Source organism: Nonomuraea sp. NPDC049750 (assembly GCF_040659625.1).
Lineage (GTDB): Bacteria > Actinomycetota > Actinomycetes > Streptosporangiales > Streptosporangiaceae > Nonomuraea.
Window position 1 is genome coordinate 301,519 of record NZ_JBFANB010000001.1, and the last position, 26,420, is coordinate 327,938.

Below are 26,420 nucleotides of genomic sequence, written 5' to 3' on the forward strand. Positions count from 1 at the left end.
GTCCTTCCGACGTAGGGTCTGGCCATGACCGTACGGCGGATCATCGTCATCGGATACGCGGCGGCGGAGCTGCTCGACATCGCCTGCATCACCACCTCCCTGGTGACGGCCAACCACCACGCCCGCCGCCCCCTCTATGAGGTGCGGCTCGCCACCCTCGGCGGCAACCCCATCACCTGCGGCACCGGGCTGACGCTGCAGGCCCAGGAAGTCCTCGAACGCGTCACCGGCCCCCTCGACACGGTCGTCGTCGTCGGCGGCATCGGCCACCAGAAAGCGGCGGAGAACCAGCCGATCCTGGCGCACCTGCGCCGCCTCGCCCGCGAGAGCCGCCGCGTCGCGTCGGTGTGCACGGGCGCCGGCATCCTGGCCGCGACGGGCCTGCTGGACGGCCGGCGCGTGACCACGCACTGGGAGTGGGCGCACGACCTCGCCGTCCGGCACCCCTCGGTGACCTTCGACCCCGACCCCATCTTCATCCGCGACGGCAACGTCATCACGGCGGCCGGCGTCACCAGCGCTCTCGACCTCACGCTGGCCTTCGTCGAGGACGACCACGGCGCGGACCTGGCCAGGAAGGTCGCCCGCACCTTGGTGACCTACCTGCAACGGCCCGGCAACCAGGCGCAGATGAGCATCTTCACCGGCGCGCCGGCGGGCGCGGACAAGCTGGTCAGGCAGGTGACCGAGTACGTCACCAGCCACCTGGCCGCCGACCTGACCACCGCCACACTGGCGGCCGACGCCGGGGTGAGCGAGCGGCACCTGACCCGGCTGTTCATCAAGGACCTGGGCCAGACACCCGGCCGGTTCGTCCGGCAGGCCCGTACGGAGGCGGCCGCCCACCTGCTGGCCTCGACCACCCTGCCGATGGCCGGTGTGGCGGCCCGCTGCGGCTTCGGCACGGCCGAGACGCTGCGGCAGGCGTTCGTCGACCGCTACGGGATCCCGCCGTCGCGCTACCGGCTGACGCAGCGATCGGCGTGAGTACTACTCGTCCGGCTCGCGTGACTACCCGGCCGGCTTGACTACTCGTCCGCCTTGAACGCGAAGCTGGTCGGCGGGGTGAAGGACGGGTCCGGCACGCCGTACACGAGCGAGATCTGCTCGTGCGCCTTGATCGCGATGCTCGCCGGGTCGCCAGTGAACGGCTTGCCGTCGACCTGGGTGGTGAGGACCTTGCCGTTGCCGGTCCGCAGCGCGCCGATCTGGTTCGCCGAGAGGGTGACGCCCCACTGCTTGAAGATCTGGCCGAGGGTGTAGACCTCGCCCTTGGCGCGGGATTCGACGTGGATCACGCCGCGGTCGTCATGGGTGTGTACGGGGGTCATGTCCTCCCCCTCGATCCCGATGTTGGCCGGGACCGCCACCTCCTTGCCGTCCACGAAGAGGCTCAGATGGGCGTGGTAGTGCTCGGCGGTGCCCATCGGCCCGGCGGTGAGACCGGCGGCCTTCATCCCGGGGGCCGGGTCGTCCGGGATGGACCAGGGCGGCGTCCCGCCGTACGGCTGGGCGGGCTTGGCCGAGACGGTCTGGAAGATGCCGTACCCGGCTGCGGCCAGGGCGACCAGCGCGACGGCCGAGCCGATCCCCGCGGTCACCCACCTGCGGCGGCCCGGCTCTTCGATGACCGGCGGCTCGGCGGGGCGTTGCTGGGATTCCGGCGTCTCAATCGTGGACATGGGCGCTCCTGGGCAACATGCGGCTTTGCGACCTTCAGCTCATCATCCGTGAAGAAGGATCAGCGCAGACGACGCCGCCACCGGCCGGATGTGGCCGTGCTTTACGGCCAGCGGAGTCACCTGGCCGTTGAATCGCCACGAAAGGCACATCGGGGCCATCCTCTCCCCCGAAACCGGCTTCAACGCCTCCGATAGCGGCGAGAACCATCCAACAAAGGGTCCACGACGTTCAGAGGGCCGCAGGGCCCCTCGGGGAGGCACACGGATGCCGATCAAGGTCACCGTCTGGAGCGAGAACTACCACGAGCCACGCGAGGAGGACGTACGCCTGCGCTACCCGGAGGGCATTCACGGCGCGATCGCCGCCGGTCTGACCGAACGGCTCGGCGACCACGTACAGGTGCGCACCGCGATCCTGGAGGAACCGGAGCACGGGCTGTCGGAGAAGGTTCTCGCCGAGACCGACGTGCTCACCTGGTGGGGGCACATGGCCCACGAGGAGGTGTCCGACGAGGTCGTGGAGCGGGTGCATCAGCGCGTGCTCGGCGGGATGGGCCTGCTGGTGCTGCACTCGGGCCACTACTCGAAGATCTTCCGCAAACTGATGGGCACCACCTGCTCGCTCACCTGGCGCGACGCGGCCGAGCGCGAGCTGGTGTGGACGGTCGCCCCCGGCCATCCCATCGCCGAGGGCGTACCGCGTCCGCTGGTCATCGGCGAGCAGGAGACGTACGGCGAGCCGTTCGGCATCCCGGAACCCGACGAGCTGGTCTTCGTCAGCAATTTCAGCGGCGGCGAGGTCTTCCGCAGCGGCTGCTGCTACCGCCGGGGCCTGGGCCGGGTCTTCTACTTCAGCCCCGGCGATCAGGGGCACCCGGTCTACCACCACCCGGACGTACGGCGCGTGCTGGCCAACGCGGTGCTGTGGGCCGCCCCCGCGTCCGGCGTCGGCGACCCCCTGCGGAACGCCCACACCCCCATCACCTGGTAGGAGCCGCATGACCTTCATCACCCTCGACGAGGACCGTCCACTGCGGGCCGTGGTCGTCGGCGCCGGGTACATCGGCGGCCAATGGGCACCCGAACTGCTCGCCCATCCCGGCACCGAGCTGGTCGGCTGGGTGGACGTGGCAGAGGAGCGCGCCCGCGCCTCCGCCGCCGCCCTGGGCCTGGACGGGCTGCCCGTCAGCGCCTCGCTCACCGCCGTGCTCGACGGCGAGGAGCCCGACTTCATCGTCAACTGCACCGTACCCGGGGCTCATCGCGAGGTCACCGTCACCGCCCTGGAGCGTGGGGTGTCGGTGCTCAGCGAGAAGCCGATGTCGATCACGCTCGACGAGGCGCGGAGCATGGTGAGCGCGGCGGACCGGGCGCGGCGGCTGTTCGCGGTCAACCAGAACCGCCGCTTCCTGCCGAACCTGGTGGCCTTCCGCAGGACGGTGGCCGAGCTCGGGCCGCTCGGGCTGCTGACCTCGGAGTTCTTCATGCCGTACAAGGGGCCGCCGTTCCTGGACACGCTGGAGCACCCGCTGTTACAGGACATGGCCATTCACCTGTTCGACGCGGCCCGCGCGGTGTCGGGGGCCGATCCGGTCAGCGTCTACTGCGAGTCGTTCCGGCCGCCGTGGACCTGGTATCCCGGCACCTGCTCGGCCACGGCGATCTTCGAGATGACCGGCGGGCTCCGCTACACCTTCACGGGGAGCTGGTCCGCGCCCGGCCAGGCGACGTCCTGGACCGGCAGCTGGCGGGCCGCCGGCACGCACGGCACGGCGCGCTGGGACGGCGAACGGCGGCCGACGGTGGAAGGGGCAAACGGCCACAAGGTACGCAGACATCCACCCGAACCTGACCGGTACCCGGGGCGGGCCCGGTTCAGCGGGCTGGCGGAGGGGCTGGAGGAGTTCCTGGCCGGTCTGCGTACCGGTCGACCGCCGCAGGGTGAGTGCCATGACAACATCCGCAGCCTGGCCATGGTGACGGCCGCCCTGGAGTCGGCCCGCACGGGGGCCCGGGTGCCGGTGGGCTTCGACGTCTGAGGGGCGCGTGGGTCAGGTCCGCGACAGCGGGTTGGGCAGCCGCGCCCAGCGGTCGCCGGTGGGGCCGCCTTCGAACTGCATCACCGTGTGCGCTTTGACGGGGAGCTCCGCGCCGAACAGCGCCGCCCGGTCAGCGCGGGTGTCGGCGGTGGCGGGCAGGTCGTCGAAGACCTGGCCGGCCACCGCCGCCACCACCGCCCACAGCCGCCCCTCCACCTCCCGGTCACCCTGCCCGAGAGCCGAGACGAGGCTGCTGAACGTGGTGCCGACGAGCGAGCCGAACAGCTTGGCGTGCAGCTCGTCCGGATCGTCGGTGATGAGGCGGGCACTGAGCGGTGGCGGCGTAAGGCCGTTGCGGCGCAGGCGCGCCGGGCTGACGCGGATGTCGGCCAGGTCCCGATAGACCAGACGGATCGGGCGACCGTGACGGTCCAGGACGACCAGGAGATTCTGCCCATGCGCCTCCAACGTCACGCCGTACGCCAACAGCCCCAGCGCCGCCTCCAACGCCTGCCGCGCGAACTCCCCCAGCCACTCCACGACCGCATCCAGCCGTGGACCGCCGGACGGAGACTGGACGACACCATGGATGAAGGGTGGACCATCGGTCGGAGACTGGACGATGCCGTGAATCAAGGGCGGGCCACCGGTCGGGGGCCGGACGATGAGGGCCGCCACGGGAAGCACGGTCTCGCCCGCGCCCGCGTACTCCGTCGGCGACTCGCGCACCAGGACCGCCAGGTCGGCACTGGGCTCGCCATCCACCACCGCGCAGGCGGCGGCCAGGTTGCGGGTGATCCGCAGCGGCCCGCCCAGCCGCCGGACCAGGTGCACCAGCATGGCCGAGAGCGGCGCGCTGTCACGGATCGAGCCCGGCGAGATGTCCCGCACGTTGGACGTCAGCCGCGTGGAGAACGCCGTCTTGAAATGCGGCCCGCCGCCGACGGGCGCGAGCGTTCGTACACAGATCAGCGGCCGGGCCGCTATCCCACCGGCCACGAACGGCCGGAACCCCAGCTCCGGCAGCACATGCCTGCTCTGCCACGGATGGGCGGGCAGCAGCAGCCGGTCACCGTCGCGCAGCCAGTCGGGCCAGGCTCCGATGACCACGCACCGCGACGCCGGCACCGCCACCAGATCCAGGTCGACGACGGGCCGATGTTCGGGCATGTACGCGATCTGCTCCGCCGGCGACACCCCCGGCCGGTTACGACAGGACGGATGATAGGGATGCCCGTCCACCACACTCTGCTCGAACCACTCCAGCGACCCCTCCTCCGCCCCCGTCCCCAGCCCCAGCCTGGCTCCGGCCCGCGCGAGCGCCAGGGAGGCGACGCTGCGGTCCAGATCGGCGCCGAAGCGCTCCGATCCCGGCAGTCCGAGCGCGGCCAGCAGCTCGCCCGGCCGCGTGTAGGCCCGCCCGTCCAGCAGCACCGCCGGGTCCTCCCCCGCCCCCAGGTCGTACGCCAGGCGGCTGGGCCCGGTGAGCAGACGCCCATCCGCCAACCGGACCCGCCCGGCCGCGCCATCCCGCCCGGCCAACCCGGGCACCGGCTCGTACAGCAGCCCCCGCCAGAGCAGGCCCAGGATGGTGGCCCGCGCCCCCGGCAGCGCCTCGACGTACGCGGCGGCCAGACCGGGACGGACCTGTGCCAGCTTTGCGGCAAGTTCCGCTTCTGCCCGACCTTGAGGGGGATCCTCCAATTCAATACTCATAACGGGTAGTTACCCCGTGTATGACCACCGATACGAGTGGTGAGGGATCCGCGATGGCACACCATCCCGAGGGGCCGGACCCGGCACAGGTGACCGTCGCCGACGCTCTCACGATGACGGCTCTCCTCAACTGCCTGGTCCGCGAAGTGGTCAGCCCCGAGAGCGGCCAGAACGACGGCCACCAGACCTACCGTCTGCCCACGACCGGCCACCTGCTGCGCGTTCGCGCCGGACGCTACCCCGGCCACCCCGCCCTGTACACGCCCGATGGCTGGCTCCCTCTGTCCCTGGACCTCCTGGTGGCGCTGACCACCAAGGAGCTGACCGCGTACACCGGCGTGTCCAACGACACCCTCGCGAGCGAGATCCGCCACAGCAGAGACGTCGTCGCCACTCTGCTGTCCACCCGGCGCACCCCCACATCCAGCACCCAGCCGTTCATCGAACCCACCGAGCTGTTCCTGCGGTCCGAGCAGGCCCTGGTCGCCGGGCACCGCTACCACCCGGCGCCCAAGGCCCGTGGCGGCCTCGGTCCGGACGCCTGGCTCCCCTACGCGCCCGAGGCCAGCGCCCGGTTCCCGCTGATCCTGCTCGGGCTGGCGCCCGAGATCGTGCTGGAGGAGGGCGACGCCACCGCGCTGGACGCCCTCGGACCGCCGCCGCCCGATGGCGGCCTCCTGCTGCCCGCCCACCCCTGGCAACTGGAGCTGCTGGGCGGCCACGCCGCCCAGCGGGACGGGCGGCTGCAGAACCTGGGCGAAGCTGCGCGCTATCTCGGCGAAACCACCGCCGTGGCCGTACCCACCTCTTCGCTGCGCACCGTGTATCTGCCCGACGTAGACCTGTTCTGCAAGTTCAGTCTCGACGTCCGGATCACCAACGACGTCCGCCGCCTCTGGGTCCATGACCTGCGCCGGCTGACCACCATAGACAGCCGGCTGCGGGAGGTCTTCGACGACCTGCCCGCCCACCTGCCGAGACCGTCCGTACTCTCCGACCGGGGCTACCGCACCGTGGACCTCGGCGATGGCGACGGCGGCGAGGCGCTGGCGGTGGTCGTGCGCGACGGCCTGGGGGCGCACCTGCGTCCCGGCCTGGCGGCACTGCTGGCGGCGGGGATCAGCGAGGGCTTTCCCGGCAACCCGCTCGACGGCCTCGACGAGGACCGGGCGCTCGCCTGGTGGCAGGGCTACCTGGAGCACGTCGTACCGCCGGTCCTGCACGCGTACCTGCGTCACGGTGTGGTCCTGGAGTGCCACCTGCAGAACGTACTGATCGGCGTGGACGCCACCGGCGCCCCGGCACAGGTGATCTTCCGTGACCACGAGGGCGTCAAGTTGGTCGCCGACCGGCACCCGGACACGACACCGGGCGTCAGCGCGGCCTACGGCTGGGAGCGGCTGGTCTACTGCCTGGTGACCAACAATCTCTGGGAGATCGCCGGCGCGATCGAGGAGCGCCACCCGGGCCTCGGCGGCGCGCTGTGGGCGCGGGCCAGAGATCTGCTCGCCGGGTACGCGGCGGACCACATAGAGGTCCGCGCCCTGCTGGCCGCCGACCACGTGCCCGCCAAGGCCAACCTGCTACTGCGCTGGCTCGGCGCCGACGGCGGCGCGATGCGCTGCGTGCCCGTCCCCAACCCGCTGCGCGCCCGTCCCAACTCCCTGCGCGCCCGTCCCTACTAGCCCCTCTGCGTGCCCCGTCCCCAGTCCCCTGCGACCAGTAGCCGGTCGGCACAGAAACCGTGACCATGGTCATCGCTATTAGTAACCGAATAGCTACTGTCAGTGACAGTGCCAGGTAGATAGACATGGGCGTGACCGACATCATCTCTGAAAGGAGAAGGTCATGCACGCACCAGCCGCGTACGAGCCGCCGGCCCTGGCCGAAGTCGGCGACTTCGCCGACCTGACGCGCGGTTTCCCGTCAGGCTTCGTCCTTGACTGGGCCCCCCAGCCGTTCCAGTGGTTCTCCGGCTGACGGGCGGGAGCTTCGGTGCTAGGTGAGATGTGGTTCGCCGTCCTCCCCGACGGTGAAGCCGGTCTTGCCGCGGCAGGCGTGCTGCTTCCTGGAGCCAGTCAGGTGATCGACCACGCCTCCGGGCGGCCGTGGTTGATCGGGGACTGGCCCGGCCACCAGATCCGTCTGGCGGCAGCGGGAGCGGCACGGGTGGCGGTGGTCGGGCGCTGCCCGGTCACCGCCACTGACCTGGCCCTGCGGCTGGCCCGGATATCCGACGTCGAGCGGATCGAGCAGGTCGTCGCGGGGCTGACGGGCAGCTTCCACCTGGTCGCCTCGATCGACGGCCGGGTGGCGGTGCGCGGCACCGCCTCGGCCGTCCGCCGCGTCTTCCACGCCCGCGTACGCGGTGTGACCGTGGCCGCCAGCCGTTCCGACGTGCTCGCGTGGGCGACCGGCGGGCGGATCGACGAACGGGTGCTGGCCACGCGGCTGCTGCCGAGCGGGGTGGTCGGCCCGTTGCAGGACCTCGGTGTGTGGCGCGACGTCAGCTGCCTGCCGCCCGACCGTACGCTGCTGATCGAGCCCACCGGCATGACCGGCATCCGCACCTGGTGGCACCCACCCGAACCGGCCCTGCCCCTGGCTGAGGGGGCGACGGCGCTCCGCGAGGCGCTGACCGGCGCCGTGGACGCGTGCACCGCCGACGGCGGCACGATCAGCGCCGACCTGTCCGGCGGCATCGACTCCACCAGCCTCTGCTTCCTGGCCGCCCGCGGCCGGGCAAGCCTGATCACCGTGCACTGCGAGGGCATGGACCCCGGCAACGACGACCCGGCCTGGGCTTTCCGCGCGGCCACCGGCCTTCCGGATGCGACGCACCACGTCATCGGCAGCGACGAGCTCCCGCTGTGGTTCGCCGGGCTGACCGAGCCCCAGCCGTCGATGGAGGAACCCTCCGGCTGGGTACGCGACGCGGCGCGGCTGGCCGACCTGGCCTGGCGGCTGAGCACCGCCGGTTCCCGGCTGCACCTGATGGGGGTCGGCGGCGACGAGCTGTTCTCCGCGCTTCCGCCCTACCTTCACGACCTGGTCAGAGACCGCCCGTTCACGGCGCCCGCGCACCTGCGCGCCCGCCGGGCCCGCTGGCGCAGCTCCTGGTGGCGGATGCTGCGGGCGCTGGCCGACCGCACCGACCACCCGGCCTGGCTGGAACGCTGTGTCGCCGACTTGAGCACCACGCCCGCGGTCGCGGACCCCTACTCGATGGCCTGGGGGCCGCCGCTGCGCATGCCGCCCTGGGCCACCGCCTGCGCCGTGCACGCGGCCCGCGACGTACTGGCCGGGATCGCCGCCGCGCGGCCGGCGCCGCTGTCGCCGCTACGTGCCCAGCACCAGACCCTGCTCTACGCGCGCACCGGCGGGGCCGGGCTGCGCCAGATCGACCAGGCCACCTCCCGCCTGGGTCTCCCGTACGCCGCGCCCTACCTGGACGACGCCGTGATCGAGGCCGCGCTGTCGGTACGGCCGGACGAGCGCGCCGGCCTCGGCCGTTACAAGCCGCTGCTGGCGGCCTCGATGGACGGCGTCGTGCCGGCCGAGATGCTCGAGCGCTCGACCAAGGGCGAATACGGCGCCGACTTCTACGCCGGCTGGCGGCGCCATCGTGACAGCGTGCTGGAGCTGTTCGAGGCGTCGGAGCTCGGCCGGCTCGGGCTGATCGACACCGGCGCCCTGCGTGCCGCCCTGCTCGGCGTGCACCCGCGGCCGCACGTCATGGAACCCCTGTCGCAGACGCTCGCCTGCGAGATATGGCTGCGCTCACTGACCCCACACCGGATGCCGGCCATGACCACGGGAGACTCCTGATGCCCTTCAGCCTGCGCGGCGGCGTGTCCGCCGCGCACTCCATCGACGGCATGGTGCTGCTCGACGAGCACGCCGGCCGCTACTGGCAGCTCAACGCCACCGCCACGCTGGTCCTGCGCGCCCTGCTCTGCGGCGCCTCTCCGGGCGAGGTGGCCAAGAGGCTGACCGGCAACCATCCGGGGCTGTCCGTCGAGCAGGCGGACCGCGACGTCGCCGACCTGCTGGCGGCCCTGCGCCGAGCCGGGCTGGTGAGGCCGTGAGCCACCCGATGGCCTCCGAGTCACGCGCTCGGGTTTCGCCGGCCAGGACATCGGTGGCGCTCCTTGCCGTCGCCGCGGCCCGGCCACTGGCCGGGCTCAGGCCGTACCGCATCCGGCGCGTCCTAGGGGTGATCCGGCGCGGCGCCGTCGCCGCCACGGCCGCGCAGGCCCTGGCCGCCAGGGACGACGTGGTCGCCGTGAGCGCGCGCTGCGCCGGGCCCGCCTGCCTGCAGCGCTCGCTGGCGACGGCCATCCTGTGCCGGCTCCGGGGCACCTGGCCCACCTGGTGCGCGGGGGTGCGCGTGGAGCCGTTCCGCGCGCACGCCTGGGTGCAGGTGAACGGGCAGCCCGTCGGCGAGCCCTACCCGGCCGGCTACTACCGGCCGATCATGACCGTCGCGGCCCCCCCGACCGCCCCATGAGGCCGGGGGCGATCCACACCCGCTCGCTGCGCAAGTCCTACCAGGGCATGCGCGCTGTGTGCGGGATCAGCCTGAACGTCGAGGCCGGGGAGATGTTCGGCTTCCTCGGGCCCAACGGGGCCGGCAAGTCCACCACGATCTCGATGCTGTCCACGCTGCTGCGGCCCAGCGGCGGCCGGGCCCTCGTCGCGGGCATCGACGTGCGCGACGACCCGAAGGAGGTACGCCGGCGCATCGGGCTGGTCTTCCAGGAGCCGACCGTCGACGCCGACCTGACCGTACGCGAGAACCTCGCCTTCCACGCCACGCTCTACGGCCTGGGCAAACACGACGCGCGCCGCCGCGTGGCCGAGGCCGCGGACCTCGTGGGCCTGACCGGCCGCGGCGACACGCTGGTACGCACCCTGTCCGACAGCATGAGACGCCTGCTGGAGATCGCCCGCGGGTTGCTGCACGAGCCGGGGGTGCTGTTCCTCGACGAGCCCACGGTGGGCCTGGACCCGCAGGCCCGCGCGGAGATCTGGGAGCACCTGCGTGAGCTGCGCCATCGCCGGGCCATCACCGTGTTCCTGACCACCCATCACCTGGAGGAGGCCGAATACTGCGACCACATCGCCATGGTCGACCGGGGCCGGGTGGTCGCCGACGACTCCCCGGCCGCGCTGAAGCGACTGATCGGCACCGACCGCATCCATCTGCGCACCGGCGACGACCAGGCCGCGGCCGCCACGTTGTCCGACTACCTGGGCCTGTCGAGCGCGTGGGGGCCCGACGGCCTGTACGTCCAGGTGACCGACGCGGCCACCGCCATCCCCTGGGTGTGCACCGTGCTGCGGGTGCCCGTCCATTCGATCGAGGTACGCCGTCCCAGCCTCGACGAGGTGTTCCTGCGCTACACCGGCCGGACCTTGGACGGCGCGTCACGTCCGGGGGTGTGGCCGTGACCGTGGACGCCCGTCCTTCCGTCTGGTCACGTCTGCTGCGCCGGCTCTGGTGGGAGACGCGGGCCGCCCACGTGGTGTGGCAGCGCGAACTGCTCCACTATGTCCGCAACCCCGCCCGCCTGATCATGACCCTGGTCCAGCCGGTCGTGTACCTGCTGGTCCTCGGCACCGGGCTCAGCGCCATGCTCCCGGGCGGTGGCGGCTATCTCACCTACCTGTTTCCCGGCGTACTGCTGATGACCGTCCAGGCGCCCGCGATCGCCATCGGCGCCTCCGTCGCGGCCGACCGCGAGGCGGGCTTCCTCAGGGAGATGCTGGTCGCGCCCGTCCATCGGGTGAGCCTGCTGGCGGGCCGGTGCGCGGGCGCCGCCACGGTGGCCACCTGTCAGGGCGTGTTCGTCCTGGGTCTGGCGGGGGTGGCGCACATCCCGTACGCGCCTGAGCTGATGCTCGCCCTGGTCGCCGAGATGGCGCTGATCGCGTTCGCCATGACCGCGTTCGTCGCCCTGCTGGCCGTGGTCATCTCCCCGACGCCGTCCTTCCACGCGGCGCTGGGGTGCGCGCTGACGCCGCTGGTGTTCCTGTCGGGCGCGCTGTTCCCGATCGCGGGCCTGCCGGGCTGGTTGACCGCTCTGATGATGGCCAACCCGCTCACCTACGTGATCGACCTGCTCCGGCGGACCATCGCCCCGTACCTCGCCCGGCCGGAGCCCGCCACCGTCCACTCGCCCGTCCTCATGGAACTCGCCGTCACCGCCGGGGTAGGCCTGCTCTCCCTCCTGCTGGCCGCCCGCCGCCTCTCCCGCCCCCACTGAGGCCACCCAGAGACCCCAGCCCGACGGACCGTCTTCCTCCCCTCCCCGAAGGGGGTCCCTCCAGAGAGACATTGCGGTCCCTACACCAGGCCGACCATGAACCCCTCGTCGCGGATCCCCAGGTAGGCCGCGGGATGATATTGCCGCATAGCCCGCTCGATGACCGGAATGTACTTGGGGTTGGAGCCAAGAGGCAGCCGGTAACCGTTCTTGACCGTGTGGAACTCCCACAGGTGCTCCAACTCCGGGTGGCGGGCGCGGAACCCGGGGTCGGCGGGGAAGAGATCGAGGCGCACCATCACCTTGCGCATGATGTAGTCGGCGAGCTTGACGCGGCGCTGCTGGGTGCGCGAGATGCCGACTCCCGACAGCTCGGCCCACGGCACGGACCACGGCCGGCCCTGGGGATCGTCCCAGCGCACGCCGTAACCGTCGAAAACCAGCCTGCGGGGGCGGCTGAGCTTGCGCCACGTGATGATCGGGAGGGCCCCGATGGCCAGGAACAGCAGCCCGAACAGCACGGCGACGACAGTGGTCCCGGCGCCGCCCCTGACCTGGCCGGTGAGCGACGACACGATCGTGATGAGCCCGATGACCCCGGCCACGGAGCCGCCGATCAACGCCTTCGTCTTGGCGTCCCCGCCGACGTCGATCACCACGGGAGGCGGGGCAAAGGTGGGGGGTTGCTGCTGCGGGGGATACGGGGCGTTGAACTGCTGCTGGTGGTGAGGTGGATACGGTGGCTGTTGCGGCGGCCGGTACGTCATGAAAAGTCAGGCTAGTTCGGGCGCCCAGGCCCCCCACGATGCTTCACCGTTTTGCGAAGCGAGTTCGAGCGGGTTCGAGCGGGTTCAGCAGCTCCGGGTGGCGAAGGCCAGGAACTGCGTAGTCTCCTCAGCGGAGAAGTTGTCGTCGGATCCGATCACCAGCGTGCACTCGCCCGTGCGCAGCCGCGGCCCCCAGGCGAGGCTCTCCAGGTTCTGTACCGGCGTCCGGATGTCGTCGAGGTCGGTGACCAGGCGCTTGGAGACCGCCCGGTAGGGCCCGCCGGTCGTCAGGCTGTTCCTGGCCAGCACATTCGTGGCCCCACGCAGGTCGATCTCGTACAGCTTCACCCGGTAACCGACGCCTTCGAGCCAGGAGCGCTCCAGAGCAAGGAACCGGTGCTCGTCGATCGCCAGGATCTCCGAGACCCCGCTGTCGGAGTGCCCGGTCGGCGGGACGGGGGCGGTGGGCAGGGGGTCGATGGGGTAAACGTACTGGGCGCTCGGCTTGGTCCCGAAGCGGCTCCATACGGTGAGGCGGGCCGGGGCGCCGTGCTCGACGGTCGGCGGCTCCCCGTCCTCGAAACGCGGGCCCTCGGTGACGGTCGTGATCGTGCGCGGGGTGAGGGCCAGGCCCTCGATGCCGAAGTTGCGCCTGGGCCCGCTGTCCGTGGCGGTCATGCGCAGGTTGGCGGGCATCGGTAGCTCGCCGACCTGCCGGCCGTGGGCGTCGGCCCGGTGGACGTACGGGCCGGACGGCGGGATGTCCGGGTGTCCCTCGTCCGGGCGGTCGCCTTCGTCACCCCACAGCAGCCGGTCGGTCCACCGGTCGTAGCGGATGCTCTCCGGATCGGCGGCGTCGGGCTCGCCGTACGGCGGGTAGGTGCTCCCGTCGGGACGCAGGAAGGAGTTGACCCCGGTGAGCTGCACGCCGGTGAACGCGCCGGTCGTCCGGTCGATGGCGAGACGCCCGGTGTAGAAGCGAGCCGGGCCGTAGCGGCCACGGTCGTCGGAGATGAGGTACCAGGTGCCGGTGAGCGGGTCGCGATCGAGTCCGGACAGGCCGCCGACCGTGCTGCCGGCGTAGGACATCTTGTACGGCAGTCGCTGCTCGCCGAGGAACCGGGTGATCTCGACCGGCTGCGGCGAGGCACTCGCCGCCGTGGCTGCGGGCACGGCGGCGAGGCCGATCGTGACCGCGACAGCCGCGGTGATGCCCACTATTCTCCGCATTCATCTCTCCCCACTCGGCGATACCCGCGGGGATATGAGATCGCGGTTTCATCGGAAAGTCCACGCGTATTAATGACGGCGATTCAGCCGCGATCAGCGAGAAAAGTGCTCACATGATGGCGAGTTGCCCGCCGTCGATGACCAGCTCGGTGCCGTGGATGAAGGCGGCGTCGTCCGAGGCCAGGAAGGCGTACCCGGCCGCGACCTCCTCGGCCAGCCCGGCCCGGCCGAGCGGGATGTGGTCGCGTTCGTACGCCGACACGAAATCGTCCGCCAGCCCGGCCGAGATGGTGGAATTCAATGGGGTCTTGATATATCCGGGACAAAGGGAATTGACGCGGATGCCGTGTTTTCCAAGCTCCACGGCCATGGTCTTGGAGAGCAACAGCACGCCGCCCTTGGAGGCGTTGTAATGCGCGTAGTCGGCCTCACCGCCGAGCCCGTTCGTGGACGACATGTTGAGGATCACTCCGCCGGCGCCGCGCGCCACCAGATGCCTGGCCACGGCCTGCGCGACCAGGAACATCCCCCGCAGGTTCACCGACACGATCCGGTCCCAGTGGTCGGGCGTGATCTCCAGGAACGGCTCGCGCCAGGCGATGCCCGCGTTGTTGATCAGGACGTCGATCCCGCGCAGTGTCGAGATCGCGCCGTCCACCAGCCGGGTGACGTCGTCCTCCGAGCTGATGTCGCCCGCCAGCCCGTGCACCTCACCCAGCGGGGCCAGCTCGGTCACCGCCTGGTCCACCTCGGCTTCGTGGAGGCCGCCGAGGACGACCCGGGCGCCCTCCTCCAGGAACCGGCGCGCGGTGGCGGCGCCGATGCCGCTGCTGCCACCACTGATCAGCACCCGCTTTCCGGCCAGCCCGCGCATGATGCCCTCCCCCTGTCGCGACTCGGCTCCGAACGTAGCATTGATTCCGCCAGGCGCACGAGCATTCTGCTATTCGGAAAGCTCAACGGGCTCCGCGAGTCCTTGACGCCTGCTCACATAACCGTAGGTAGCCCGGAACAGCGTTCTGTTTTACGGAAAGGTGGCCCCGCCCCCGGTGGGGCCACCTCGCCCGCCTACCTACAGGGCTTGTAGGGCAGATCCTTGAGGGAGTAGTCGGTCGCCTTCTTGATGGCGTTGACGTTGAGCGTGGCCGCCTTGCCACAGAAGCCGGCCGGCGAGGTCAGGTACTCCACCTGGAACACCGGCTTGCCCGCCTGGATGAACGGCGTCAGCTCCCCGCACTCGTCGAACTCGAAGCACTGCTCGTTGACCGCGTAGTCGAAGTCCCCCACCAGGTCGGACACCTGGGAGAGGTCGTTCTTCAGCGCCACCGACAGGCCCTTGGCGTGGCCCAGGGCGGCCAGGGCCCGGTTGAAGATGAGCTGGGTGGCCGGGGTGACCGTCCAGCCGGTGACCGACTTGCCCTCCTCGTGCGCGTTCACCACGTCGAACTCGACGCCGTCGAACCCGGCCCGGGCGCACTTGTCGACCCGGGCCGCCATCATCGTCAGCAGGAAGTCCCGCTGGCCCTTGTCGTTGTTGATGTTGGCCCAGCGCTCGTTCGGGAACTCCTCGCTGAACGGCTTGCCCAGCAGGGAATTGCCGTGGCTGTTGTCCCAGTCGACGAACGTCTGGTAGTCGGGCCGGTACTCCTCGATCGAGCCGGCGTCGACGTAGCAGATCGCCTTGGCGCCCTTCGCGTGGATGGCGGAGACGGCGGCGGTGTTGAGCGTGGTGTTGTTGCCCACCACATCGGCGTCCGCGTAGAGGTCGATGTCGAACACCGTCGGCTTCACGCAGGCGCCCCCGGTCTGCGGGACCTGGCAGATGTCGACGTTGACGCCGCCGGTGGCGGGGTAGGCGGAGTTGCCCTGGAGCTGGTACTGCCAGCGGCTCCGCAGCGGAGGCTTCCAGATCGCCGCACGAGCGCCGGCGTTGGGAGTGGCGGCGTTGGGAGTGGCGGCCTTGGGAGTGGTCGCGGCGGCGGCCGATCCGGCGGCGCCGAGGACCGCCACCGGCGCGATGACCAGCGCCGCGGCCACGGCGGACCGGGTGAAGAACGATCGGAGGTTGATCATACACTCACCTTCTATTCCGAGGGGTGGAATGTAATTCCGACACCAAGGAAATCGGGCAAGATCACACGCTGTCAATCTTGTCTCGATGTCGAGAATTCCTCACAAAAGGCGTGTAACGCCGACCAGGCCGTGCTCTCAGGGCTTTCCGCATAGCGGAATGCTAGTCTGTATCGTGGATGGATGGCTATACTCGCCGCACGCAGCGGGCCGCCACGCCCGCCGTGGTCCGTGGAGGGAAAGAGCCCGATGGCACGCATCGTCTTCATCGGCGCCGGCAGCGTCGAATTCACCAAAAACGTCCTCTCCGACATCCTGACCTTCCCCGAGCTGGGGGACTCGACCTTGGTCCTCCATGACATCAACCCCGAGCGGCTCGCCACCGCGGCCGCCATGGCCGAGTGGATGGTCGCCGCGCTCGGCCTCGGCGCCAAGGTGGAGGCCCACCTCGACCGCCGCGCCGCCGTGGACGGCGCCGACTACGTCATCAACGAGATCGCGGTCGGCGGGCACGCCGCGACCCGCGTCGACTTCGAGATCCCGCGCCGCTACGGCCTGCGCCAGACGATCGCCGACACCCTCGGCATCGGCGGCATCTTCCGCGCGCTCCGTACGATCCCGGTGATGGTCGGGCTGGGGAACGACCTGGCCGAGCTGGCACCGGACTCCCTGCTGCTCAACTACACCAACCCGATGGCGATGATCCCCCGGGCCGTCTACCAGGGCACCGACTTCAAGCGGGTCGTCGGGCTCTGCCACTCGGTGCGCGACACGCAGGCCCGCCTCGCCTCGCTCGTGGGCGTACCCGAGGACGAGGTCTCCTTCGTCACGGCCGGGGCCAACCACCAGGCGTTCGTGCTGCGGTTCGAGCACCAGGGCCGGGACCTGTACCCGGCGCTCGACGACGTGATCGCCCGGGATGCCGACCTGCGCAGGACCGTGCGGGTGGAGATGTACCGCCGCTTCGGCTACTTCCCCACCGAGTCGAGCGAGCACGGCTCGGAATACCTGCCCTGGTTCCTGCACCACGACGACCAGGTGGCGCACTTCCGCATCCCGGTGGACATCTACCTGCGCTGGTCGGAGGAGAACCTCGACACCTACGAGGAGACCAAGCGGCGCCTGGCGGCCGGCGAGGGCGTGGAGATCGAGCCCGCGATGGAGCTGGCCTCCGAGGTCATCCACTCGATCGAGACCGGCACCCGCAGGGTGGTCCACGGCAACGTACGCAACGACGGGCTGATCAGTAACCTGCCGCCCGACGCCTGCGTCGAGGTGCCCTGCCTGGTCGACCGGTCGGGGATGCGCCCGACCCGGATCGGCGACCTGCCGCCCCAGCTCGCCGCGCTCAACCAGACGTTCCTGAACGTCGGCGACCTGACGGTACGGGCGGCGCTCGAAGGCCGCCGCGAGCACGTCTACCACGCGGCCATGCTCGACCCGAACGCCGCCGCCACGCTCACCCTCCAGCAGATCCACGACCTCGTGGACGAGATGATCGCCGCTCACGGCGACCTCCTTCCCGAGGGCGTCCGATGAGGCGCGCCCTGGCCACCGTCACGGGCCTCGCCCTGCTCGCGACCGGCTGCGGCTCGCCGGCCGGGAGCGAGCAGGCGGGCGGCCCGGTGCGGATCACCGTCTGGGACGGCCAGTCGGACGCCGCCGCCAAGTCGATCGCGAAGCTGGTGGCCCAGTTCAACCAGGCCCATCCGGACATCAAGGTGAGCCTCGAGTCCGGGGCCGCGACCGCTGACGGCATGCTGCCCAAGCTCACCGCCGCGCTGACCTCCGACGCCTATCCCGACATCGCCTACCTGTACGGCTCCTGGGCGCCCAACCTGGCCAGGAACCCGAAGACGGCCGACCTCACGCAGTACGCCAAGGATCCGGCCGTCGGCTGGGCGGACTTCTGGGCAAGCGAGCGGGAGGCGGCCACCGTCGAGGGCAAGGTCATCGGCTTCCCGGCGGTGGTCGACAACATGGTGGTCCTGTACAACAAGAAGCTGCTGGCCAAGGCCGGGGTCGAGGCGCCGAAGCCCGACTGGACCTGGGACGACTTCCGGGCGATCGCCAAGAAGACCACCGACGCCGGGTCCGGCACCTTCGGCACCACCTGGGCGATCAGCGGTGGCGAGGAGGCCGTCTGGGGCCTGTGGCCGCTGGTCTGGCAGGCGGGCGGCGACGTGCTCTCCCCCGACCGCAAGAAGGCCGTCTTCAACTCCGCCGCCGGACAGCAGGCGCTCGGCCTGCTGCGCGGCATGGCCATCGACGACAAGTCGCTCTACCTCGACTCCAGCCCGGCCGAGAAGGGCCAGAAGCTCTTCGAATCGGGCCGGCTCGGCATGTTCCTGGCCGGTCCGTGGGTGCTGCCCGACCTGCAGGCCGCCAAGGTCGACTACGGCGTCGCCCAGCTCCCCGGTACGAACGGCAACCACGAGACGGTCTCCGGGCCCGACAACTGGGTGGTGTTCAAGCACGACGACCGGCGGGTCAAGGCCGCCGCCACGTTCCTGACCTGGCTGACCGCGGCCGAACAGCAGCTGGAGTGGATGAAGGACACCGGCTCGCTGCCCATCCGCGAGTCGATCACCAAGCTGCCCGGCTACCAGGACTACCTCATGAAATATCCGGGTATCGAGGTGATCTCCACCAACCTGGCCAACGCTAAGCGGGTCAGGCCGCCGACGACCAGATATCCGCGGGTGTCGGCGTTCGTGGCCGAGGCCATCGCGCAGACCCTGCTCGGCAAGGCCGATCCCAAGACGGCCCTGGACGAGGCCGCCGCCAAGGCCGACGCGGCGCTCGCCGTACCGGGATCGTGAACAGCACCGCGCCGGCCCTGGGCCGGGCCGCCGTCGGCCACCGGCAGCCGCGCGACCGCCGCAGACTCGCCGAGAACGTCGCCGGCTGGACCTTCGCCGGCCCCGCCTCGCTGATCATCCTCGGCTTCTCGCTGGTCCCGATGGTGTGGGCGCTCGCGCTGTCCTTCACCGACTCCGACCTGCAGACGCCGGGGCGGAACGTGGGACTGGCCAACTACCGGGCGCTGCTGGAGGACCCCGTCTTCTTCCAGGCGCTGCGCAACACCGGGCTGCTCGTCGTGCTCTACATCCCGGCGTCGCTGATCGCGGGCCTGCTCGTGGCGGTGCTGCTGAACAGGAAGGTACGCGGGATCGGGTTCTACCGGACCTGCTTCCTGGTGCCCTACATCGCCTCGGCGACCTCGGCCGGGCTGCTGATGGGCTACATCTTCGACCGGGACTTCGGGCTGATGAACGGGCTGTTCGTCAAGCTCGGGCTGCCGGTGCAGGGGTTGCTGAGCAGCCCTTCGCAGGCCATGTTCGTGCTCACCCTGATCTTCTTCTGGACCCGGTTCGGGTTCGCGGTGGTGATCTATCTGGCCGCCATCCAGGAGATCAACAAGGAGATCCTGGAGGCTGCCTCGATCGACGGGGCGGGCCGGTGGACCACGTTCCGGCACATCATCGTGCCGTCCGTACGGCCGATGACGCTCTTCCTCACGGTCTGGGGCGTGATCGACGCGCTGCAGTTCTTCGACCTGGTCATGACCACGACCAAGGGCGGCCCGGCCAACGCGACCGTGACGATCGTCTACTACATCTGGCAGCTCGCCTTCAACTACTTCACGGCCGGCTACGGCGCGGCCGTGGCGTACGTCCTGTTCGTCGGCACCCTCGTGCTGATCATCGGTGGCTTCTTGATCGCGCGCAGGAAGGGAGCCATGGCGTGAAGCTGCGCCTGCCCAGCAAGTGGCATCTGGTGCTCCTGCCGATGTCGGTGGTGACCGTGCTGCCGTTCGTCTGGATGATCCTCAGCTCGGTGATGACCCAGGGCGAGCTCAACCGGTTCCCGCCGCCGTTCTGGCCGGAGGGGATCGACCTGGGCGGCTACCGTACGGTGCTCAACGGCTCGAACTTCCCGCGCTGGTTCCTCAACAGCGTGATCGTCTCGGGCGCCATCGTGCTGGCCCAGCTGGCGCTCTGCAGCCTGGCGGGTTACGCGTTCGCCAGGATCAGGTTCACCGGCTCCAGGATCACGCTGGTCCTGGTCATCGCCACCGCGCTGATCCCCTTCCAGCTCACGGTGATCCCCACGTTCCTGATCTTCAACAAGGTCGGGCTGACCGACACGCTCGGCGCGCTCATCGTGCCGCAGCTCAGCTCGGCGGTCGGCATCTTCCTGATGACCTCGTTCTTCCAGTCCTTCCCGAGGGAGCTGGAGGAGGCCGCGCGGATCGACGGCTGCTCGCGGTACGGGGTGTTCTTCAAGGTGGTGCTGCCGGTGGCCCGGCCCGCGCTGGCCGCGCTGGCGGTCATCACGTTCATCACCGCCTGGAATGATCTGTTCTGGCCGGTGGTGGCGATCAACTCGGACGCCAACTACACCGTGCAGGTGGGGTTGACGTCGTTCCAGGGCCAGCACCGGGCCGACTGGCCGGCGATCATGGCGGGCACGGTGCTGACGACGCTGCCGGTGCTGGGCGTGTTCCTGTTCGGCCAGCGCCGGTTCGTCCAGGCGCTGACCGGCGCGGTCAAGGGCTGATCGGGGCGGGGGCTGAGGTCGCGGTCACGGGTTCAGGTCGCGGTAGGGGTTGGCGGGCAGGCCGGTGAACGAGGTGCGCCGCTGCCACAGCTCGCCGCCGGTCCGGCCGTCCCAGGCGGTGGTGACGTACAGGATGTCGAGGTCGGGGCCGCCGAAGGCGCAGCTCGTCACGTTGGTGGCGGGCACCTCCACCGTCAGGTCGGGCTGCCCGTCCGGCCGTAGCCGGACCACCTTCCCGCCGCCCCACAGCGCCACCCACACGTGCCCCGACGCGTCGACCGTGAGGCCGTCGGGGCTCGGGAGCACGGCGAACAACCGGCGGTACGCGACCTGACCGGTCGCCGGGTCGTAGTCGAAGACGTCGACCCGGTCCGTGAGCGTGTCGACGTAGTACAGCAGCCGCTCGTCGGGGCTCCACCCGATGCCGTTGGAGATGCTGACGCCGTCGAGGACCCGCTCGACACGGCGGTCGGGGTCGAGGCGGTAGAGCGAGCCCGCGCCAGGGGTGTCGTCCTGCGCCATTGTCCCGGCGAAGAACCGGCCCGCGCGATCGCAGGCGCCGTCGTTCATCCGGTTTCCGGGTGGTTCGGCCGCCGTCACGGGCGCCACGACGGTCAACTCTCCATCGTGTACGGCGAAACCGTCCCTGACGGCGAGCGCCAGACCGCCGGAGGCACGCGGAACCGCCACGCCCACCGGCTGCCCCACGTCGATCGACTCGTGCGAGCCGTCGGCGGGGTCGAGCCGGTGCACCAGGCCCGCGGGGATGTCCACCCAGAGCAGCGTCCCCGTCCGCTCGTCCCAGCACGGCCCCTCACCCAGCCGCGCGTGCGGTACGGGTACGACCTCCATCGCCACTCCCTTGTTCCGTATGTCAGAACGGCATTCCAGTTAGAGTGTCAGGAGATCACCCGGAAGATCGCACTGTCAACCGATCAGCTCTGCCGCGGCGACCGCCCAGCGCAGATCGTGGCCGCTGGTCAGCCCTGCTCCGCGACCGCCCGCCGCAGGTTGTGGCCCACCTCTTCCATCCGGGCCGGTGACATCCTGTCCTTGATCGCGGTCACGCTCACCGCGGCGACGGGAGCCGTCCGCCCCAGGAAGACCGGGGCGGACACGCAGCGCACGCCGGGTTCGTTCTCCTCCATGTCGAGCGCGTAGCCGCGCTGCCGGACCTGGTCCAGGTGGGTGGCCAGCTTGGCCGGGTTCGTGATCGTGTTGCGGGTCCTGGTCGCGAGCGGGCCGTAGCGATCGGCCCAGGCCTTGATCGCCTCGTCGGTCGGGTAGGTCCAGGCCAGCAGTGCCTTGCCCACGCCCGTGCAGTGGGCCGCGTTGCGCCCGCCGACCACGGAGGTCATCGTGATGGACCGCACCGCCTCGACCTTGTCCAGGTAGACGACCTCGCCGCCGTCCAGCATGGCCATGTGCACGGTCTCGGCGAACTCCTCGCTCAGCCGCAGCAGCAGCGGGCGCACCAGCGTGCGCAGGTCCATGGTTTCGTAGAATCTGAAGGCTGTGGCGAGCATCTCGGTGCCCAGGAAGTAGGGCCCGCTGGGTTCCGGCTGCGCGGCGAAGCCGCGATGCTTGAGCGCGCCGAGCAACCGGTGGAGCGAGCTCTTGGGCAGGCCGAGCCGGGTGGCCAGCTCGTCGAGCGTCACCCCTCGGCTGTGCTTGCCGATCTCCTGAAGGATCAGCAGGGCGCGGTCGACGCTGCCCACCGGCGACTGGGCCTCGGCCATGGATTCTCCTAGCGTATTCCGAATAATGGAATGCTATCGCGTACTGCGGAAAATTGGCTAGTCGCCATGCTCAACTCTTTACGGCATAAGCTATTGTGTGGATGATTGGTTTACAGCGTATGGAGTTAGAAGGAGATCCTTGATGACCGAGGCCAAACTGCACGACGGAAGCACGATCCACCTGGAGGTGCACGGCCAGGGCCCGACAGTGCTACTACCGGTCAACCCGGTGCCGATCGAAGGCACCAAGGCCGACGACATGCGCAAATGGGGCGTCGACCCGGCGCTCGGCCGCAACCTCATCGACGGGCTGTCAGACGCGTTCAGGGTCGTCGCCTTCGACTACGAGGGCCACGTCCTGGCCACCCCCAAGCCGGACACGCTGACCCCGGCCAACATCGCCGCCGACCTGCTCGCCGTCGCCGACGCCGTGGACGCCGACCGGTTCGCCTATTACGGCTACTCGTGGCTCGCGCTCAGCGGGTTGCAGCTGGCGATCAGGACCGACCGGCTCTCGGCGCTCGTCATGGGCGGCTACCCGCCGCTCGACGGGCCGTACGCGGAGATGCTCAGCGTGACCATGGCCACCTACGAGATGTCCGGCCAGGACCCCGCCCCCCAGCCCAAGACCGAGGGCACCAAGGCCGACGAGTACGACTGGGACTCCGCCGAGGTCACCATGACGGAGGCCCAGACCAGGCAGTTCGTCACGCTCTACGAGGGTCTGCAGGAGTTCGACGACCAGGCGGCGCAGGCGAGCCTGAGCTGCCCGCGCCTGTGCTTCGCGGGCTCGGCCGACAAGATCGAGTACGGCGAGCGGTGGGGCGGCGTGGACGTGGACATCGCCGGGCCGATGGTCAACCGGCGGGCCGAGCTCGAATCGTTCGGCTGGGACGTGCGCGTGCTCGACGGCCTCGACCACATTCGGGCGATGCAGGTGGCCAACGTCCTGCCGATCCTGCGGCCCTGGCTGGAGAGCCGGATCAGCTGAGCTCGGCGATGGGGACGCGGCGGAAGGCGATGGTGGAGTAGGCGCTGGTGTCACCTGTCTCGTACAACAGCCCGACCGTGTCCGCGTCCACCCTGACCAGGTCCGAGTAGGCCGCGGGCAGGCCCGACACCGTGTGCACGGGCCGCCACGTGACGCCGCCGTCCGCGCTGGCCCGTACCGTCATCACCGCCCTGGCGTCGGGCGCCCCCGGGGCGGAGAACAGCAGGACGTCCGGCGTCTCGCACTGCAGCACACTGCCCTCCACGACCGGGCAGACCAGATCGGCCTGCGGGCGGAACGGCGCTTCGAGCGTCTGCCCGCCGTCGGCCGAGTAGGCGTCGGCCCGGTTGCCGGGAGCGGTGGAGTCGGTGCGGGAGTTGACGTAGAGGCGGCCGTCCGGCAGTTCGGTGGCCGTGGACTCGTTGATGTTGAGGTAGCCGTCGGGGTTGCCGTCGACGTACCCGATGCGCCACGAGGTGCCGCCGTCGTCGCTCAGCAGGCAGTGGCCGCCGTTGTACTTGCCCTCCGTGCCGTTGTCGCGACCGGTCGGGGGCACCGAGTGGTTGGCGGGTACGACGAGGCGGCCCGCGTGCGGCCCCTGCCGCAGCTCGACCGCGTGGCCGGGGCCGGTGGCGTACCAGCGCCACTCGGGCCGCTTCGCGCTCGCGGTGATCTCGCGGGGCGCCGACCAGGTGACGCCGTCGTCGTCGCTCGCCTGCACGTACACGCGGCGGCCGTCGGCGGCGGCGACCTGCCCGCGCCTGATCTTGTCCTCGGTGGCGGCGGGGCCGTTGCGCACGTACACCAGGACGATCCGGCCGTCGCGGGTCACGATGGGGGCCGGGTTGCCCGCGGTGCCCTTGTGCGGTTCGGCGGCGACCACACGCGGCCCGTCCCACGTGGCACCGCCGTCGGTCGACCTCTTGAGCACGATGTCGATGTGTCCCGAGTCGCCGGCCGAGCCGCGCCGCCCCTCGGCGAAGGCCAGGATCGTGCCGGCCCCGGTCACCACCGCCGCCGGGATGCGGAAGGTGTGGTAACCGTCGGTGCCCGCCCGGTAGGGCACCGATGTGGGGTAGCCGTGCGCCATCGGGTTCCTCCTCGTCCGCCTGCGGATGCGACTTTATGGATGCGACTTTATGGCGAGTACGTACGGTCGCCGGATCCCGCTCACCTCCCCGCCCGCAGGCGATCATCCGCTGCTGCACCAGCGTTAACTCCCTCTTCACCTGACCCGCGCCGATTGTCCGCTGCCAGCGAATTGCCAGGAACGCTGGGTAACCTCCAAGCGCATGACCTGGCAGCACAAGATCAACAAGGCGCTCGGCAAATATGCCGGCGTCCAGTTCTCGCGGGTCAGCAAGGCGGCTCCGGAGAGCCCGGCAAGGCCACCTGCCGACCCCGCCGACAGGCTGTTGAGTGAGCCGGTGTTCATCCTGTCGCCCGTCAGATCGGGCTCCACCCTGCTGCGCACGATGCTCGACGCCCACTCCCTGGTCCACGCCCCGCACGAGCTGCATGTGCGCAGGCTCGGGGTCGAGTTCGGGACGTCGCTGGCGGAGCGGTCGATGGCGGCGCTCGGCCACAACCGGGCCGATCTGGAACACCTGCTCTGGGACCGGGTGCTCCACCGCGAACTGGTCCGCAGCGGCAAGCGGCACATCGTGGACAAGACCCCGGCCAACGCCTTCGCCCACGAGCGCATCGCCACCTGCTGGCCCGACGCGCGCTTCGTCTTCCTGCTGCGCCACCCGGCCTCCATCGCCGCCTCCTGGCACGAGGCCGCCCCGGACAAGCGCGACCGCGAAGCGGCGGCGGCCGACGCGCTGCGCTACATGAAGGCGGTCCAGCGGGCCAGGAAGGCGCACACCGGCCTGACCGTGCGCTACGAGGACCTGACCGCCGACCCCGAGCGCGAGACGAGAGCCGTCTGCGAGTTCCTGGGCGTCCCCTGGGAGCCGGAGATGCTCGCGTACGGCCGGCCTGACGTGCTCACCAAGGGGCTCGGCGACTGGCGAGACAAGATCCGCTCCGGCAGCGTGCAGCCGGGCCGCGAACTTCCCACACCTGAGGAGGTGCCCGAGATGCTCCGGGCCATGTGCCGGAGCTGGGGATACTCATGAAGATCCGATATCTGCTGCTGCATGCCTATGGGCAGGGCGGGACAATCCGTACCGTCATCAACCAGGCCAACGCGATGGTCGCGCTCGGTCACGAGGTGGAGATCGCCAGCGCCGTACGACGGCGCGACAAGCCCCAGTTCCCCATCGATCCCCGCGTGAGGCTGGTTCCGCTGGCCGACCAGCGCGCCGGTGTGCCGGTCGACTCGCTGGGCCGCAAGCTGTGGCGGAGGATGCGCGGCAAGATCGTGCCCTTCGGGGAGTTCGCCGCCGACTACTTCACCGAACGGGTGGAGAGGGCGGTCATCGACTATGTCTCGCGCCTCGAAGGCGGCATCCTGGTCACGACCCGGCCCGCGCTCAACCTGATCGCCGCCCGCCGTACTCCCAAGAGCGTCATCTGCGTCGCCCAGGACCACATGAACGTGGGCGCCTACCCCGAGACGATCACCCAGGACATCGCCCGCTACTACGGCCGCTTCGACGCGGTCGTCGTGCTGACCACGAAGAACCAGATCGAATACCGCATCCTCCTGCCTGACACGCCCATCGTGCGCATCCCCAACGCGCTGCACGGGTCGGGGCCGGTCTCCAAGCAGGTGAACCCGGTCGTGGTGGCGGCCGGGCGGCTGGTCAAGCAGAAGGGCTTCGACCTGCTGATCCCGGCGTTCCAGCAGGCGGCGCGGCGGCATCCGGACTGGCGGCTGCGCGTGTACGGCGGCGGCCCCAGGAAGGCCGAGCTCAACGCGCTCATCGCCGAGCTCGGCCTGGAGGACCGGGTGCAGTTGATGGGCCGTACGGACCGCCTGGAGGAGAAGCTGGCCGGGGCGTCGATCTATGCGCTCTCGTCCCGCTTCGAGGGGCTGCCGATGGTGATGATCGAGGCGATGGGGCAGGGGTTGCCGATCGCCGCGTTCGACTGCCCCACCGGGCCCGCCGATGTGCTCACCCCGGGCAAGGACGGGCTGCTGGTGCCGGCCGGGGACGTCGCCGGGCTGGCCGACGCGCTCGACCGGCTGATGTCGGACAAGGCGCTGCGGGTGCGGATGGGGGCGGCGGCCAAACGGACGGCCGCCAACTACCACGCCGACTCGGTGATGCCGCTGTGGGAGGACCTGTTCGCGGAGCTGCTGAGCCGCGAGCCCATCATCGACAGCTATTGGACCCGGTAGTGCGGTGACGAAGAGCCCTCCACAGGGACCCGCCTCGATCTCTGTGACGGTCCGTCGTGGCT

At 70.4% G+C, this 26,420-nt stretch carries 26 protein-coding genes; 17 read left to right on the top strand and 9 right to left on the bottom strand.

From position 1 onward, the window contains the following. The first annotated feature begins 24 nt into the window (after positions 1-24). On the top strand, positions 25-987 hold the full coding sequence (locus AB0J16_RS01460) for a GlxA family transcriptional regulator (protein WP_358533269.1): 963 nt from the start codon (positions 25-27) through the stop codon (positions 985-987). Between the two features lie 41 nt (positions 988-1,028). On the opposite strand, the gene AB0J16_RS01465 is transcribed toward AB0J16_RS01460, so the two are convergent. Then, positions 1,029-1,682, bottom strand: a complete 654-nt coding sequence (locus tag AB0J16_RS01465) for a hypothetical protein (protein ID WP_358533272.1) — start codon at positions 1,680-1,682, stop codon at positions 1,029-1,031. 265 nt (positions 1,683-1,947) lie between these two features. On the opposite strand from AB0J16_RS01465, the gene AB0J16_RS01470 reads away from it, so the two are divergent. Next, positions 1,948-2,673, top strand: coding sequence for a ThuA domain-containing protein (locus AB0J16_RS01470; RefSeq protein ID WP_358533275.1), 726 nt, complete (start codon positions 1,948-1,950; stop codon positions 2,671-2,673). Between the two features lie 7 nt (positions 2,674-2,680). After that, entirely contained in the window at positions 2,681-3,721 is a 1,041-nt protein-coding gene (locus tag AB0J16_RS01475; RefSeq protein ID WP_358533278.1) for a Gfo/Idh/MocA family oxidoreductase, read from the top strand. Between the two features lie 12 nt (positions 3,722-3,733). Here AB0J16_RS01475 and AB0J16_RS01480 read toward each other — a convergent pair whose 3' ends face one another. Then, on the bottom strand, positions 3,734-5,437 hold the full coding sequence (locus tag AB0J16_RS01480; protein WP_358533281.1) for an IucA/IucC family protein: 1,704 nt from the start codon (positions 5,435-5,437) through the stop codon (positions 3,734-3,736). A 53-nt stretch (positions 5,438-5,490) separates the two neighbouring features. Here AB0J16_RS01480 and AB0J16_RS01485 point away from each other — a divergent pair, with 53 nt between their 5' ends. From AB0J16_RS01485 to AB0J16_RS01515, 7 genes are all read left to right on the top strand, one after another. Next, the gene (locus AB0J16_RS01485; protein WP_358533284.1) at positions 5,491-7,122 is read left to right on the top strand and encodes an IucA/IucC family protein; all 1,632 of its coding nucleotides are present in this window, start codon (positions 5,491-5,493) and stop codon (positions 7,120-7,122) included. A gap of 163 nt (positions 7,123-7,285) precedes the next feature. Further along, complete coding sequence (locus AB0J16_RS01490; protein ID WP_358533286.1) at positions 7,286-7,417, top strand: lasso RiPP family leader peptide-containing protein; 132 nt, start codon at positions 7,286-7,288, stop codon at positions 7,415-7,417. Positions 7,418-7,432: 15 nt separating this feature from the next. Continuing rightward, complete coding sequence (locus AB0J16_RS01495) at positions 7,433-9,265, top strand: asparagine synthase-related protein (protein ID WP_358533289.1); 1,833 nt, start codon at positions 7,433-7,435, stop codon at positions 9,263-9,265. Beyond that, a complete protein-coding gene (locus tag AB0J16_RS01500) occupies positions 9,265-9,525 on the top strand; it encodes a lasso peptide biosynthesis PqqD family chaperone (protein ID WP_358533292.1) in 261 nt (86 codons plus the stop codon). Before AB0J16_RS01495 ends, AB0J16_RS01500 begins: the two co-directional genes overlap by 1 nt. A 53-nt stretch (positions 9,526-9,578) precedes the next feature. Continuing rightward, positions 9,579-9,947 (top strand): lasso peptide biosynthesis B2 protein, encoded by a 369-nt coding sequence (locus AB0J16_RS01505; RefSeq protein WP_358533295.1) that lies wholly within the window; start codon positions 9,579-9,581, stop codon positions 9,945-9,947. Then, positions 9,944-10,891 (top strand): ABC transporter ATP-binding protein, encoded by a 948-nt coding sequence (locus tag AB0J16_RS01510; RefSeq protein ID WP_358533298.1) that lies wholly within the window; start codon positions 9,944-9,946, stop codon positions 10,889-10,891. The genes AB0J16_RS01505 and AB0J16_RS01510 overlap by 4 nt, the downstream gene beginning before the upstream one ends. Then, positions 10,888-11,706: an ABC transporter permease gene (locus tag AB0J16_RS01515; protein ID WP_358533301.1), complete on the top strand. Its 819-nt coding sequence runs from the start codon at positions 10,888-10,890 to the stop codon at positions 11,704-11,706. Before AB0J16_RS01510 ends, AB0J16_RS01515 begins: the two co-directional genes overlap by 4 nt. A gap of 80 nt (positions 11,707-11,786) precedes the next feature. Here AB0J16_RS01515 and AB0J16_RS01520 read toward each other — a convergent pair whose 3' ends face one another. The 4 genes from AB0J16_RS01520 to AB0J16_RS01535 form a co-directional block, all read right to left on the bottom strand. Then, a complete protein-coding gene (locus tag AB0J16_RS01520) occupies positions 11,787-12,473 on the bottom strand; it encodes a hypothetical protein (protein ID WP_358533304.1) in 687 nt (228 codons plus the stop codon). An 84-nt stretch (positions 12,474-12,557) separates the two neighbouring features. Next, a complete protein-coding gene (locus AB0J16_RS01525; protein ID WP_358533307.1) occupies positions 12,558-13,703 on the bottom strand; it encodes an esterase-like activity of phytase family protein in 1,146 nt (381 codons plus the stop codon). Between the two features lie 109 nt (positions 13,704-13,812). Beyond that, the gene (locus AB0J16_RS01530; protein ID WP_358533310.1) at positions 13,813-14,577 is read right to left on the bottom strand and encodes an SDR family oxidoreductase; all 765 of its coding nucleotides are present in this window, start codon (positions 14,575-14,577) and stop codon (positions 13,813-13,815) included. A gap of 194 nt (positions 14,578-14,771) precedes the next feature. Beyond that, positions 14,772-15,776, bottom strand: coding sequence for an endo alpha-1,4 polygalactosaminidase (locus AB0J16_RS01535; RefSeq protein WP_358533313.1), 1,005 nt, complete (start codon positions 15,774-15,776; stop codon positions 14,772-14,774). A 246-nt stretch (positions 15,777-16,022) separates the two neighbouring features. On the opposite strand from AB0J16_RS01535, the gene AB0J16_RS01540 reads away from it, so the two are divergent. From AB0J16_RS01540 to AB0J16_RS01555, 4 genes are read left to right on the top strand one after another with little or no spacing between them, the layout of a single operon-like run. Next, on the top strand, positions 16,023-17,312 hold the full coding sequence (locus tag AB0J16_RS01540) for an alpha-glucosidase/alpha-galactosidase (RefSeq protein WP_358533316.1): 1,290 nt from the start codon (positions 16,023-16,025) through the stop codon (positions 17,310-17,312). Continuing rightward, on the top strand, positions 17,309-18,595 hold the full coding sequence (locus tag AB0J16_RS01545; RefSeq protein ID WP_358533319.1) for an ABC transporter substrate-binding protein: 1,287 nt from the start codon (positions 17,309-17,311) through the stop codon (positions 18,593-18,595). Before AB0J16_RS01540 ends, AB0J16_RS01545 begins: the two co-directional genes overlap by 4 nt. Then, positions 18,592-19,524, top strand: a complete 933-nt coding sequence (locus AB0J16_RS01550) for a sugar ABC transporter permease (protein ID WP_358533322.1) — start codon at positions 18,592-18,594, stop codon at positions 19,522-19,524. The genes AB0J16_RS01545 and AB0J16_RS01550 overlap by 4 nt, the downstream gene beginning before the upstream one ends. Beyond that, positions 19,521-20,336: a carbohydrate ABC transporter permease gene (locus tag AB0J16_RS01555; RefSeq protein WP_357938982.1), complete on the top strand. Its 816-nt coding sequence runs from the start codon at positions 19,521-19,523 to the stop codon at positions 20,334-20,336. The genes AB0J16_RS01550 and AB0J16_RS01555 overlap by 4 nt, the downstream gene beginning before the upstream one ends. 24 nt (positions 20,337-20,360) lie before the next feature. Here AB0J16_RS01555 and AB0J16_RS01560 read toward each other — a convergent pair whose 3' ends face one another. Together AB0J16_RS01560 and AB0J16_RS01565 are read right to left on the bottom strand one after the other, a co-directional pair. Continuing rightward, complete coding sequence (locus AB0J16_RS01560) at positions 20,361-21,188, bottom strand: SMP-30/gluconolactonase/LRE family protein (protein ID WP_358533325.1); 828 nt, start codon at positions 21,186-21,188, stop codon at positions 20,361-20,363. Positions 21,189-21,316: 128 nt separating this feature from the next. Further along, entirely contained in the window at positions 21,317-22,075 is a 759-nt protein-coding gene (locus AB0J16_RS01565; RefSeq protein ID WP_358533328.1) for an IclR family transcriptional regulator, read from the bottom strand. A gap of 142 nt (positions 22,076-22,217) precedes the next feature. Between AB0J16_RS01565 and AB0J16_RS01570 the strand changes: the two genes are divergently transcribed. After that, positions 22,218-23,066 (top strand): alpha/beta hydrolase, encoded by an 849-nt coding sequence (locus tag AB0J16_RS01570; RefSeq protein ID WP_358533331.1) that lies wholly within the window; start codon positions 22,218-22,220, stop codon positions 23,064-23,066. Here the strand turns inward: AB0J16_RS01570 and AB0J16_RS01575 are convergent. Next, positions 23,059-24,156, bottom strand: coding sequence for a sialidase family protein (locus AB0J16_RS01575; RefSeq protein WP_358533334.1), 1,098 nt, complete (start codon positions 24,154-24,156; stop codon positions 23,059-23,061). The two genes, AB0J16_RS01570 and AB0J16_RS01575, sit on opposite strands and share 8 nt — an antisense overlap. A gap of 202 nt (positions 24,157-24,358) precedes the next feature. Here AB0J16_RS01575 and AB0J16_RS01580 point away from each other — a divergent pair, with 202 nt between their 5' ends. Next, the gene (locus AB0J16_RS01580; protein WP_358533337.1) at positions 24,359-25,189 is read left to right on the top strand and encodes a sulfotransferase; all 831 of its coding nucleotides are present in this window, start codon (positions 24,359-24,361) and stop codon (positions 25,187-25,189) included. Next, the gene (locus AB0J16_RS01585) at positions 25,186-26,358 is read left to right on the top strand and encodes a glycosyltransferase family 4 protein (protein WP_358533340.1); all 1,173 of its coding nucleotides are present in this window, start codon (positions 25,186-25,188) and stop codon (positions 26,356-26,358) included. The genes AB0J16_RS01580 and AB0J16_RS01585 overlap by 4 nt, the downstream gene beginning before the upstream one ends. Positions 26,359-26,420: the final 62 nt, after the last annotated feature.

What these genes read in the sequence shown, in the direction of transcription:
- AB0J16_RS01525 (WP_358533307.1), bottom strand. Translation starts at nt 13,703, where the DNA reads ATGCGGAGAATAGTGGGCATCACCGCGGCTGTCGCGGTCACGATCGGC.
- AB0J16_RS01545 (WP_358533319.1), top strand. Translation starts at nt 17,309, where the DNA reads ATGAGGCGCGCCCTGGCCACCGTCACGGGCCTCGCCCTGCTCGCGACC.
- AB0J16_RS01460 (WP_358533269.1), top strand. Translation starts at nt 25, where the DNA reads ATGACCGTACGGCGGATCATCGTCATCGGATACGCGGCGGCGGAGCTG.
- AB0J16_RS01575 (WP_358533334.1), bottom strand. Translation starts at nt 24,156, where the DNA reads ATGGCGCACGGCTACCCCACATCGGTGCCCTACCGGGCGGGCACCGAC.
- AB0J16_RS01560 (WP_358533325.1), bottom strand. Translation starts at nt 21,188, where the DNA reads ATGGAGGTCGTACCCGTACCGCACGCGCGGCTGGGTGAGGGGCCGTGC.
- AB0J16_RS01540 (WP_358533316.1), top strand. Translation starts at nt 16,023, where the DNA reads ATGGCACGCATCGTCTTCATCGGCGCCGGCAGCGTCGAATTCACCAAA.
- AB0J16_RS01500 (WP_358533292.1), top strand. Translation starts at nt 9,265, where the DNA reads ATGCCCTTCAGCCTGCGCGGCGGCGTGTCCGCCGCGCACTCCATCGAC.
- AB0J16_RS01585 (WP_358533340.1), top strand. Translation starts at nt 25,186, where the DNA reads ATGAAGATCCGATATCTGCTGCTGCATGCCTATGGGCAGGGCGGGACA.
- AB0J16_RS01475 (WP_358533278.1), top strand. Translation starts at nt 2,681, where the DNA reads ATGACCTTCATCACCCTCGACGAGGACCGTCCACTGCGGGCCGTGGTC.
- AB0J16_RS01490 (WP_358533286.1), top strand. Translation starts at nt 7,286, where the DNA reads ATGCACGCACCAGCCGCGTACGAGCCGCCGGCCCTGGCCGAAGTCGGC.
- AB0J16_RS01480 (WP_358533281.1), bottom strand. Translation starts at nt 5,437, where the DNA reads ATGAGTATTGAATTGGAGGATCCCCCTCAAGGTCGGGCAGAAGCGGAA.
- AB0J16_RS01485 (WP_358533284.1), top strand. Translation starts at nt 5,491, where the DNA reads ATGGCACACCATCCCGAGGGGCCGGACCCGGCACAGGTGACCGTCGCC.
- AB0J16_RS01535 (WP_358533313.1), bottom strand. Translation starts at nt 15,776, where the DNA reads ATGATCAACCTCCGATCGTTCTTCACCCGGTCCGCCGTGGCCGCGGCG.
- AB0J16_RS01465 (WP_358533272.1), bottom strand. Translation starts at nt 1,682, where the DNA reads ATGTCCACGATTGAGACGCCGGAATCCCAGCAACGCCCCGCCGAGCCG.
- AB0J16_RS01520 (WP_358533304.1), bottom strand. Translation starts at nt 12,473, where the DNA reads ATGACGTACCGGCCGCCGCAACAGCCACCGTATCCACCTCACCACCAG.
- AB0J16_RS01530 (WP_358533310.1), bottom strand. Translation starts at nt 14,577, where the DNA reads ATGCGCGGGCTGGCCGGAAAGCGGGTGCTGATCAGTGGTGGCAGCAGC.
- AB0J16_RS01565 (WP_358533328.1), bottom strand. Translation starts at nt 22,075, where the DNA reads ATGGCCGAGGCCCAGTCGCCGGTGGGCAGCGTCGACCGCGCCCTGCTG.
- AB0J16_RS01570 (WP_358533331.1), top strand. Translation starts at nt 22,218, where the DNA reads ATGACCGAGGCCAAACTGCACGACGGAAGCACGATCCACCTGGAGGTG.
- AB0J16_RS01580 (WP_358533337.1), top strand. Translation starts at nt 24,359, where the DNA reads ATGACCTGGCAGCACAAGATCAACAAGGCGCTCGGCAAATATGCCGGC.
- AB0J16_RS01470 (WP_358533275.1), top strand. Translation starts at nt 1,948, where the DNA reads ATGCCGATCAAGGTCACCGTCTGGAGCGAGAACTACCACGAGCCACGC.
- AB0J16_RS01510 (WP_358533298.1), top strand. Translation starts at nt 9,944, where the DNA reads ATGAGGCCGGGGGCGATCCACACCCGCTCGCTGCGCAAGTCCTACCAG.